This is a genomic window from endosymbiont of Lamellibrachia barhami, from assembly GCF_011947365.2.
Classification (GTDB): domain Bacteria; phylum Pseudomonadota; class Gammaproteobacteria; order Chromatiales; family Chromatiaceae; genus QGON01.
Genome location: NZ_JAAVSH020000001.1, coordinates 1282717 through 1293859, shown reverse-complemented (window position 1 = coordinate 1293859; position 11143 = coordinate 1282717). Strand labels below are relative to the sequence as shown.

The following is an 11143-nucleotide window of genomic DNA, read 5'->3' as shown; positions in this document are numbered from 1 at the left end:
CTCTACGCCCACTCTCTGAAGGGACTCAAACGAATCAAAGCGGCAGTGTCCGTGCAGAGCGTCTGGCTACCGGCGCTCGCCGTCCCCGGAGTCCTGATCCTGACCCCGGCTTTCGGCATTGTGGGAGCTGTCTGGGCCCATGTGGGAGCAGCACTCCTCACCACCGCCATCGCCATATTATTCTGGAAGGGTGCTCTGCATGAATCCCCTGTCTCAGGTGGACAGTCGCTCCCCCCTGCCCTGCTCAGCAGCGCCCGACCGTTGCTGGTGATTGCCCTGCTGACTCTGGCGATCAAATGGTCATCGACTTTTTTTCTCGGATTATGGGGGACAGCGAGCGATGTCGGCGTTTTCAACATCGCCCAGCGCACGGCTCTGCTTACAAGCTTCATACTGATTGCGGTAAACAGCATCTCCGCACCAAAATTCGCGGAGCTGCATCAGCGTGGCGACATGCAGGCATTGGAGGCCACTGCAGTGGGCGCGGCACGGCTCATGGCCCTGCTCGCACTGCCGGTTCTGGCTCTATTTCTGCTATTTCCTGACTGGGTGCTGCGGTTGTTCGGCACCGAGTTTGCAGAGGGCGGTACGATTCTCTCCATCCTTGCCCTGGGCCAGTTCGTCAACGTGGCCACAGGTTCCGTCGCCTATCTTCTGATGATGACCGGCCACGAAAAGCTGATGAGAAATAATATTATTTTCTGCGTAGCAATCAATCTGGTATTGAACCTGATACTGGTGCCGCGATACGGGATTATGGGGGCGGCGGTGGCAACGTCCGTCACCATGGCAAGCCAGAATCTCGTTGCCGCAATCTTGGTATGGCGGCATCTGGGTATTGTCACTCTGCCCTTTACAGCACGAATGGGTAAACGGGAATCACAAGGGTAATGGATTCCAACAAGTGAACGCACACACTGTGAAACCGATCGATGTAATGATAATCGGGGCCGAGAAATCTGGCACCACCTCACTTGTTCGGTATGTCGGAAGTCACCCCCGGATCTGCACCCATGACAAACGGGAGATGAACTACTTCGTCAACGACGAGGAGTTCGAAGAGGGATATCCGGCTGCCCATGCCCGCTATTTTTCCCCCTGTATTGATACTGGAATCAGGATTATCGCCAAGAGCGTCGCAGTCAGCGGAAATCCCACCGCCGTGCAGCGTCTTCATGCACACAATCCCGGCGTACATGTGGTACTGGTGTTGCGCAACTCAATCGACAGGGCCTATTCCGCCTATTGGCATGCCAAACGTCGAGGCTGGGAGGATTCGGCAGATTTTGAGACAGCCATCGAGCGGGAACTGTCGGTCGATGGTGATGCATCCAGAGATGGCGATGGCGGTACAACCTACCTCAGCAAAGGGATCTACGCTGATCAGATAGCGGCGTTACAGGAGATTTTCAGCCCCCTGCAAGTACATGTATTTGCGTTCGACGAATTAAAGGAGGATCCGCTGAGCATCTGTCGTGCGCTGTTTTCAGTGATCGGCGTGGATGAAGCGTTTGAACCTGATGTCTCAGTACGCTTCAACAAGGCAGCCCAAGCCAGGTCACCGCAACTGGCCAAAGTGCTCTCATATCGCGGAACGATCAAAAAAATCATCCGTCGTCTACTGCCTCGCAGGGTATCCGACAGACTGAAACAGCGGCTTGTGGCCTGGAACGAGAAACCGCTGCAGATCCCAGTCATGAAAGATGCGACAAGACGCAGACTCGAAGCCTATTTCGCCCCGCACAACAGACGGCTGGAAGAGTTGACCGGTCGCCCGTTTGACTGGTGATTCCAGGCCGATGATCAACAAGAAACTGGGCTTGTTTAGCCCATTGCCAATCGGACGGGAGGATAGTCGAACACTCATCGAACATTGGCATTTTTCCAACCATATAAGGTTTGTAACATGTATCTGAATGAAATCATTCCAATAGCGATCGAAGCGGGCCGGGCCATCATGGATGTCTACGCCAAAGAGATCGACGTACAGACGAAGTCTGACAACTCCCCGCTCACCGAAGCAGATCTTGCATCGCATAACATCATCGTAGAATCGTTGCACAGGCTTGACCCGGATACTCCGGTGTTGTCAGAGGAGTCTGAGAGCATCCCCTTCGAGGTGCGCCGTTCCTGGACGCGCTTCTGGCTGATAGACCCATTGGACGGCACCAAGGAGTTCATCAAGAGAAATGGTGAGTTCACGGTAAACATCGCACTCATCGAGAACAACAAGCCGGTGTTGGGTGTGGTCTACGCACCGGCGCTGGACCTGCTGTTTTACGGCAGCCTGGAAACAGGCGCATTCCGGCGCAACGGTTCGGGGGAGGCTCATGCGATATCCGCCACCCGGACCAGACAGAATCCCGTACGGGTAGTGGGCAGCCGTTCCCACGCTGGAGAGAGCTTAAAGCACTTTCTCAACGAACTCGGCCCCCACGAACTGATCAGCATGGGCAGTTCCCTGAAGCTCTGCCTGGTCGCTTCTGGTGAGGCGGACATCTATCCCAGATTGGGTCCCACCTCTGAATGGGATACGGCGGCTTCCCAAGCGGTAGTCGAAGCAGCTGGAGGAAGGGTGACTGACACCGGAGGCAACATGTTGCGCTACGGTAAAAAGGAATCGATGTTGAATCCCTATTTTCTGGTGTTCGGCGATAGTGGATACCCCTGGCATGAACACTGCGGGCAGTCGTGAATAGAAACCAAAGCAAGTGCCTGAACACTGTGATGAATTGATTTTGGATCAGCAAGGCACAGGATTCAGGACAAGGGTAAAGTCAGTGGGATCTGCTGTGCTGGCTTTCGCGCTGTTGTTGGGATCATTCGCCAAGGCGCAGGCTGAGATCATCATCGAGGTAGACAGCCGAACACAAGTGCCATTAAATCGCGATGTCTACGGATTTAACACCAATCTTGCCCCTGGCCATTTCGGCTTTCTCGATGACGAATTCATCAGGCATATCGGACCGCTACAACCGGTAATGTTGAGATTTCCTGGAGGCACCGTAGCTAATTTCTACCACTGGGCAGAAGAGGGATTCCGCCTTGAAGAGATGGATATTACGCGCGCGGCAAGTCTCAATCGGGAAAATCTCGACAGATACCAGTCGCTGCAGAGTTTGAGAAAGGGGCGCTTCTCGTTCGACGACTTCATGGTACTTTGTAAACGCTTTGGCATCGAGCCGCTGGTGGTTGTGAACCTGTCTACCGGCACACCGGAAGAGAGCGCGGCTTGGGTGCGCTACGCCAAACAGAAGGGATACAAAATCAAACGCTGGGAACTGGGCAACGAGTTCTATATCCGTATATACCGCGACCTGATCGGCGGTCCAGGAAAATATCTGCAAATCGCACGCAGACATGCGGATGCCATGCGCAGGGAGGATCCGGAGATCCAGCTGGCCGTCCCGGCGTCAGGGACTGGCTTCTTTGCCGATTCGGGATCCAAAGGGGATTATCGACAGCGATGGGATCAGGCCATGACACAGGCCGACTTCGCCGATGCCATAGCCGTGCATGCCTATTGGCGGATGCCGGATACAGACAACCTCGACATCCTCTACCGCGACATCTTCTCCCGACTTGAACAACAATGGGATCCGGCGATGAAATACTATCGGGATCTATACGGCGACATGCCACTGTGGCTGACAGAATGGAACATCCGCGGCTTCGGCAATCGCACCATGAACAATACACAGCTGCATGCCATGTTCATCGGCGATCATTTTATCCGCATCCTCAACAGCGACACCATTACACTCGCTGATTATCATCAGATTGCGGCCAGAGGCAAGTGGCCTTCACTCTTTTCCAAAGCGAAGAAGAAGGATATGGCGCCAAAAGGTGCAACGGTAAAGCGGGCAGCATACTTTCCATTTCAGCTGATCGGTGAAGTCCTTGCCAAAGCAGAAAGCCGCTACGATTTCACTATCGGCAATAATCCTGAAATCAAGGGAAGTCAGGCATTCCCGGCAGGATTTCCTGCGGTCAATACTTCGGTCCTGGGTGGTGCGGGATCGCGATGGTATTTCCTGCTGCTCAACCGTAGCCGCGCCGGGCAGGTTCTGAAGGTGCAGATCAACGGCTCAAGGCTTGCAGGACGATGGCAGTTGGATTGTGTTGCCAACAGGGATCTCGCCGCTACCAACGGTGGGAGTAAAACGGCCCCCTCGACTGCGCCGCCCGAGGTGGCGATTTCGCGCCAGACAGGGAGCTGGGACAGGCTCCAGTTACCGGGCAATTCATTCTGTTCAGCCATCTTTGATGATGCGCTGACCAACTGACTGGGAATTAGATCGTCGAGTGGACCGCCTGATATTCAACGCAGCACTGATTCTCGGCGCCTATCTGCCGTTCGAATCGATGGTAATGCGTTACCTGCCGGGTGCTGAGTCCTTGCAGTCCATTCTGTTCGTGGCGGTGGAAGCGTCGATCTATCTGCTGTTCGTGCTGCTGCTGACCACACGCCTTGGAGACGGACGGCCCTTCAGGCGCACCCTGGTCGATCTCCCGCTGTTGCTGTTCGTGACGATTGCATTTGTATCGTTGGTAAAAAACGGCTCCGACCCGACACCGGCAGTTTCCAACCTTCGTACACTGCTTCGCTATGTGGTGCTCTTTTATATCCTGGCCAACTTGAGGTATAGACCGGAGCAGATCAGAATCATCTTTCGCCTGATCATCATTCTGGGTCTTATTCAGGCCATCATCGCAATCTTACAGTTCCTCGGTGGCGAGGGTATCAAGCAGTTTTTCTATCTCCGTCTGATGGATACAGAAATCGCCGGCAAGACCCTGCTCACCAGAGATCCGACAACGGATCGGATCGGCGCCGGCATCGGCACCCTGGGGCAGCCGGGTATCCTGGCGATGTTTCTGCTTGTTTCCCTGTCGGTTGCCGCAAGCGATTTTTTCATGGAGAGATCACGCCCACTACGGGAGACGCTTTTTCTCGTCGTGGCGATAGCTCTGCTGCTTCTGGGCATACTCACAACCTACAAGCGGGCAGCGATAGTGCTGGGGGCCTTTATCCCCATACTGGCACTGCTGCTCTCCGGCGACAGGCGCCGAATAGTACCGAGTGTGATATTGCTGATGATTGGGGGCGCCCTGATGATCGCCGTGGACAGCGCGATGGAAAGTGGAAACATCGTCTCCGGGCGCGAAGCACGGGAGCACCAGGTTGCGGTGTTTGAACTGATGCGCCACCTCATGTCCGAAGAGTATTGGGCCAGGTCAGCAACCGCTTCCCGACTCTGGTTCTTCAGAGAAGCGGCCGTCAGTGTATTCGGATCATTCAACCTGCTTGGATTCGGGCCTGATCCCGGTCACGCCATCCAGCTGTTTGTTGCAGACCGTTCTGGACTCAGTCAACTGCTCACCTACAACTCCTACAGGGACGTCTACTGGATGGCGCTGCTGGTTTACTTCGGAATCCTGGGATTCAGCGTCTGGATGTTCCTGCTCTGGCGACTGGGACGCAATGCGAACCGTATTCGCAGATCACAGCTGCCCATAACACCGATCGTGCGAAAGCTTGCCGTCACCGTGCTGATTCTTATTGTCGTCACTTTCATCTACACATTTGTCGAGCGGACGCTCGTCATCCGTGCCTACGCGTTTTATTTCTGGTTTCTCGTGGGATTGCTGTCAGCTTCCGGTTATGGGTGGAACAAAGATATCGCCAAGCCCCCCATCAAACATCATGAATAGTATTCTGAGCATCTCACAAATCAATTTTATCCGTGGTGGTTCGGATAAATACCGGTTCGAACTAAACAAGCTACTCTCTGACAACGGTTATAAGATTATCCCGTTTTCGGCACAGCATCCGAACAACCAGGCAAGCACCTGGAGCCGTTATTTCCCCCAAGGCATCAACTTCGACGATCCTTCAGCGGCAGATCTTCTGCGATACATCTACTCAAGACCTGCGGCCAGGGCCATCGCCAAACTACTACAGGAAAACCGAATCGACCTTGCCCATCTTCATATCTATTACGGACAGCTTACCGCCTCCATTCTTGCACCACTGAAGAGACGGGGTATCCCGATCATACAGACGCTGCACGAGTTCAAACTGGTGTGTCCGACTTACGGACTGGTGACGGCTGACGGCCCCTGCGAAGCCTGTGCCGGCCGGCATTTCTGGCGTGCGGTGCAAAACCGCTGCAACCGGGGTTCGCTGGCCCGCTCCTGTCTGAGCGCTGCAGAGTCGTACGTCTCCCGCTGGTTTGGCGCCAGAGACAAGATAGACCACTTCATCACTGTCAGTGATTTTCAGCGCCACAAGCTGATCGATCTCGGCGCACCGGCCAACAGAATCTCCACAGTACACAATTTCATCGATGCAGATTTGCTTCAACCCAGCTTCGAACGGGGCGGTTATTGTCTCTACTTTGGACGCCTGGAGAGAAGCAAAGGTCTTTGGACACTGCTCCGTGCGGCGGAACAGTTACCGGAGGTCCCGCTGTATATCGCAGGCGACGGCAGCGAACGTGAGGCGCTCAAGCAGCACCTGTCCAAACCGGGAATGGAACATGTACATTATGTCGGTTTCAAACAGGGAGACGAACTCAGCGAACTGATCCGCGGCAGCATCTGTACCATCACCGTGTCAGAATGCTACGAAACCTTCGGTCTGGCGTTGATCGAGTCCTTCGCCCACGGACGACCCGTGGTGGCCAGTCGCATGGGCGGTATGCCTGAAGTTGTGACTGAGGGTGAAGACGGTTTTCTCATCGAAGCGGGCGACCACCAGGCACTGGCAGAGTGGATGAAGTGGATGTCAGAGCATCCGTCCGAGGCAGTCGAGATGGGTCGCAGGGGCAGGAAAAAAGTTATCGAACAGTTCTCACCACAACGTCATCTGGCACAGATCGAGACGGTCTACGGAAAGGTCCTGTAAAGGCACTGGTCTTTCAGGATTTCGGGAATAAAATCATGGCACTGCCCAATCTGATCATTGCAGGCGTAAACAAGGCGGGGACCACCTCGCTCTTCTCCTATCTTGCTCTCCACCCGGAGATAGGTGCATCGAGGATCAAGGAGACTTGTTACTTCCTGCCTCTTCGCTATGCTGAACCTATGGCACCACTCGAAGAATACGCAGCACAGTTCGAGGATACCTCAGGCGAACGCCACATCATGGAGTCGACTCCGGGTTATTTCTACGGCGGCAAACCCGTGGCGCAGGCGATTGATGAGACTCTCGGCGACACGCACATAATCCTGATGCTGCGTGAACCTGTCGGTCGTCTGCTCTCCTTCTACCGCTTCAAAAAGACAATGCTCGAACTGGCAGCCGATCTTTCGCTGGAGTCCTACCTGGAGCACTGCCGCAAAATGAGCGAAGAAGAACTCTCCCAACGGGAGAACAACGTATGGTTCGGTATTGAGGGAGGACGCTATGCCAACTACATCGAACCCTGGTTTGAAGTGTTCGGAGAGCGTCTGAAGGTGGTTTTTTTCGATGATCTCCGCACAGACACCCCAAAGCTCCTGCATGAGATCTGTCGGTGGCTGAAGATCGACGAATCGGTATACGATGAAATCAGTCTCGGCGTGGAGAATAAGACGGTGCAGTTTCGCAACCGGACGCTACAGCGAATCGCGCTCTGGGTAAACGACAAGGGTGAGCGATTCTTCCGCAGCAGCCCTGGGGTAAAGCGGGTACTACGACGATGGTATCAGTCGATGAATACCGCGCAGCGGCGCGAGATCATAAGCGATGAACAGAAAGCCCGCGCGAAGGATCTCTTCCTGGAGTCCAACCGTCAGCTCAACAAGATTCTCACCGAACGGGGATATACTAATCTCCCCACCTGGCTCGAACAGAACACCGGCAAGCGTGGATAGGCAATGAGAGAGATGGAATGCGAATTGCTATTTGTTGTCGGTGCCTCACGCAGCGGAACCACCATGCTCAATCGAATCCTGGGACAACACCCTGCGGTTCTCGCACTGAACGAACTGCACTTTTTCGGTGAGCTCTGGGATCCCCGTCAACGGGATCCAAACTGGAATCGCGCTATGGCTGAAGATGCCGCCGCCGTTCTGCTGCAACGTGTCAGACATGGTATCTTCTCCGGAGAGCCGGATGCTGACGCACGGGAGCAAGCCGGGAGACTGATCGCAGACTTATACCAGCAGCAGCCGACTGATAACTTTCCTGCGGCAGCCCTGTTCCGCCATGTGTTGAGCCATCTCCCGGAGCGGGATGGCGAAATGCTGATTACCGATCAAACACCACGCAACATCTTCTATGCGGCAGAGTTGCTTGAGCAGTTCCCGGAATCACATGTGGTGCAGATCGTGCGCGATCCACGCGCGGTGCTCTTTTCACAGAGAAAACGCTGGACAAAAAAATGGCGGGGTGCCGCCAGCATGCATTGGAAAAACGTCCTGCGTGTGCTGGCGAACTATCACCCCCTCACCATGATCAAACTGTGGATCAAGGCGGTACGGCAGGGACGCAATCTGAAGGATCACCCGAGATATCACGAACTGAAATTCGAGTCTCTCACCCTGGAACCGGAGGAGCAACTCATATCGCTCTGTGCATTCCTGGGTATCCCCTTTGACGAGCGGATGCTCGACGTACCCCAAGTCGGTTCCTCCCACTCTGAGCATAATATCGAGAAACGGGGCATCTCAGCATCGTATTCAGCAGACTGGCGCGGCCATCTTCCGAAAGGCGACATCCTGATCGCAGAAAAAGCCGCCGCCGGACTGATGCATGAGCTTGGTTACGAACCCGTTGCCCGCTCCGGATGGTATCCCTGGCTGCTGCTACCGTTACTGCGCTTGCCGCTGCATGTTCTCGGGGTAATTATCGCCAACCCGAAGCGTACATTGATCCAGTTGAGGGCTCTGCTAGGCGGAGGTAAAAAAAGCAATGATCGCTCAGATTGACAAACACTATGTAAAGACAAGGCCGGGCCGATTGCTGCCGCGTCTGATAAGCTATCTGCTGTTCGAGGGGCGGCCACTGACGACAAAAGGACGTTGGATCAATCCACTGGTCTTTGGCATCCATGGTGCAGCAAAAAGACTGCCGCAATTGAAGCCGGTTGAAAAACCCATCTACATCATCGGCACAGGGCGCAGTGGCACAACCATCCTCGGAGTGCTGTTGTCGATGCACAGGGAGGTGGGCTTTCTGAACGAACCCAAGGCCCTCTGGCACTCGGCGTATCCGAACGAGGACCTGATAGGAAACTACAGCAGCCTGCCGGCACACTATCGCATGAGCGAGGCGCAGACAAATGATGAACTCAGGATCACCCTGCAAAGGCTCTACGGGGCCTACCTGCGGATGACTGGATCGCGCAGGGTTGTCGACAAGTATCCGGAAATGATCTTCCGCACTCCATTTATCAAATCACTGTTCCCAAACGCGCGTTTTCTATTCCTTGCGCGCAATGGATGGGACACCTGCACCTCCATCGACCGCTGGTCGCAACGGTTGGCGGTTCACAAGGGCGATGAGACCCACGACTGGTGGGGCAGAGACGACCGGAAATGGCGACTGTTGGTGGAACAGCTGTTGCCTGAACATCGGGATCTTGCCAGCCATCAGGACGAGATAATGGCCTTCGACAAGCATACCGACAGGGCCGCTGTGGAGTGGATCATCAGTATGCGGGAGGGACTGCAACTGTGTGAGAATGATCCTGATCATGTCATGCGAATCGACTACGAGAAATTGACGGCCGATCCGGACACCTGGCTATCGGACATACTTAGCTTCTGCGAATTACCTGCCGACGACAAATTTCTCGAATATGGGAAAGACACCCTGCGTCCCGTACCACCCCGCAAACCGTTTGAATTGGCAGATGTGCTACGAGATCCGTTCGAAGAGACACAGCGCAAGCTCGGTTACGAATAAAGCTCTGCGGGACAGAGAAAGATTCTCCGGGAAATTGCCCAAACAGGATGTCGGAATGTTTTACAGCAGTATAATCCACTAACTGCTTATAAACATAATTTATGTAAAATCAATATGTTGTCTGTTTTTTTTCGAAAAATATGGAATTTATTTCCTATATAATTGTAAATTCTGCGTAACAAACACCCGACATTTATGAACACTCTTCCTTTTTATGTCGGAATCCTTTACATACACACCGCATCTGCCAGCTACTGGTCGTAAATACATAATATATTTTCATATTTTTTAAGCAGTTAGAGTGGAATTTATATTCTGGCATGAGACTTGCTCATATTCCTGTAAATCAACAAGAAAGAAGTGCATATCACAATATTTAAGTAGCGTGCACTCTCTACTTTAACAACGACTAACATACGCCGGAGCGGGAACAAGACATGAAACTATCACAAGCAATGTACGGAATCGTGTTGACTCTCGGATTACAGGGAGGGGCCTACGCAGGGGCGGTCACCTGGGATTTCACCGGAACCTCTGCATGTGATGAATCGTTGAGCACCGGAGGTGTCAGCACCGACGCTGTGAACTGCACCACCGCTGGCGAGACGCTGATCCTCAATGCTTTTGCTCAGGTAAAAAATCCCGACGGCAGTTTCAACCCGACCTTCAATAACGCAAAACTGACCCGCAACGAAATCAATGGCCTCGGCGTCAACAAGGAAGTGAGCGATAGCAGCGCCCAGATCGATAATCAGGACAACATTGATCTGATACTCTTCGATTTCGATTTTTTCCTGGAGGACCTGACCATTGAATTCGGCAGCGTCTCCAGCAGCGATCACTTCTCTCTTTGGCTCGGCAGCGGCCTGGATGCCCTCTACGCCGACGCTGGCAACGGCATCGACAGTTTTACTGATCTCAACTTCGTCACCCTGGAGAGCATCGCCGGATTCACCAAGACGACTGGACAGATAAGCCTTAGCAATCCCTTCAGCCTCTCTGGCCTTAGCGGGATCGACCAGTTGATCATCGCGCCCGCCATCGGACAAACCGATGACAAATTTCGCATCAAACAAATTAGTGTCGTACCGGAACCGTCAAGCCTGTTTCTGTTCTTCGCTGGATTGTTGTTGCTCACTGCACTCAACAGCAGGCGTAAAATGGTGGCGCAGCGCTTCGCTCCCCGCCTCAAATAGCACTCGATTGCGGACAAAGCGAGGATTCGACTCAGTCCGCAATCATCCACCA

At 53.8% G+C, this 11143-nt stretch carries 10 protein-coding genes; all 10 read left to right on the top strand.

Annotated features, from left to right (window positions below; genetic code table 11):
* On the top strand, nucleotides 1-891 hold an 891-nt coding region (locus G9Q73_RS05780; protein WP_177418951.1), incomplete at its 5' end, for an MATE family efflux transporter.
* A gap of 13 nt (nucleotides 892-904) precedes the next feature.
* A complete protein-coding gene (locus tag G9Q73_RS05775) occupies nucleotides 905-1789 on the top strand; it encodes a sulfotransferase domain-containing protein (protein WP_177418950.1) in 885 nt (294 codons plus the stop codon).
* Nucleotides 1790-1906: 117 nt separating this feature from the next.
* On the top strand, nucleotides 1907-2695 hold the full coding sequence (gene cysQ / locus G9Q73_RS05770) for a 3'(2'),5'-bisphosphate nucleotidase CysQ (RefSeq protein ID WP_177418949.1): 789 nt from the start codon (nucleotides 1907-1909) through the stop codon (nucleotides 2693-2695).
* A 97-nt stretch (nucleotides 2696-2792) separates the two neighbouring features.
* Complete coding sequence (locus tag G9Q73_RS05765) at nucleotides 2793-4286, top strand: hypothetical protein (RefSeq protein WP_177418948.1); 1494 nt, start codon at nucleotides 2793-2795, stop codon at nucleotides 4284-4286.
* Nucleotides 4287-4305: 19 nt separating this feature from the next.
* Complete coding sequence (locus tag G9Q73_RS05760; protein ID WP_177418947.1) at nucleotides 4306-5715, top strand: O-antigen ligase family protein; 1410 nt, start codon at nucleotides 4306-4308, stop codon at nucleotides 5713-5715.
* Nucleotides 5708-6910 (top strand): glycosyltransferase family 4 protein, encoded by a 1203-nt coding sequence (locus G9Q73_RS05755; RefSeq protein WP_177418946.1) that lies wholly within the window; start codon nucleotides 5708-5710, stop codon nucleotides 6908-6910. Before G9Q73_RS05760 ends, G9Q73_RS05755 begins: the two co-directional genes overlap by 8 nt.
* Before the next feature lie 35 nt (nucleotides 6911-6945).
* A complete protein-coding gene (locus G9Q73_RS05750) occupies nucleotides 6946-7860 on the top strand; it encodes a sulfotransferase family protein (RefSeq protein WP_177418945.1) in 915 nt (304 codons plus the stop codon).
* A 3-nt stretch (nucleotides 7861-7863) separates the two neighbouring features.
* On the top strand, nucleotides 7864-8916 hold the full coding sequence (locus tag G9Q73_RS05745) for a sulfotransferase family protein (RefSeq protein ID WP_177418944.1): 1053 nt from the start codon (nucleotides 7864-7866) through the stop codon (nucleotides 8914-8916).
* Nucleotides 8900-9895 (top strand): sulfotransferase family protein, encoded by a 996-nt coding sequence (locus tag G9Q73_RS05740; RefSeq protein ID WP_246345055.1) that lies wholly within the window; start codon nucleotides 8900-8902, stop codon nucleotides 9893-9895. The genes G9Q73_RS05745 and G9Q73_RS05740 overlap by 17 nt, the downstream gene beginning before the upstream one ends.
* 437 nt (nucleotides 9896-10332) lie before the next feature.
* On the top strand, nucleotides 10333-11091 hold the full coding sequence (locus tag G9Q73_RS05735; protein WP_177418943.1) for a PEP-CTERM sorting domain-containing protein: 759 nt from the start codon (nucleotides 10333-10335) through the stop codon (nucleotides 11089-11091).
* The last annotated feature ends 52 nt before the right edge of the window (nucleotides 11092-11143 follow it).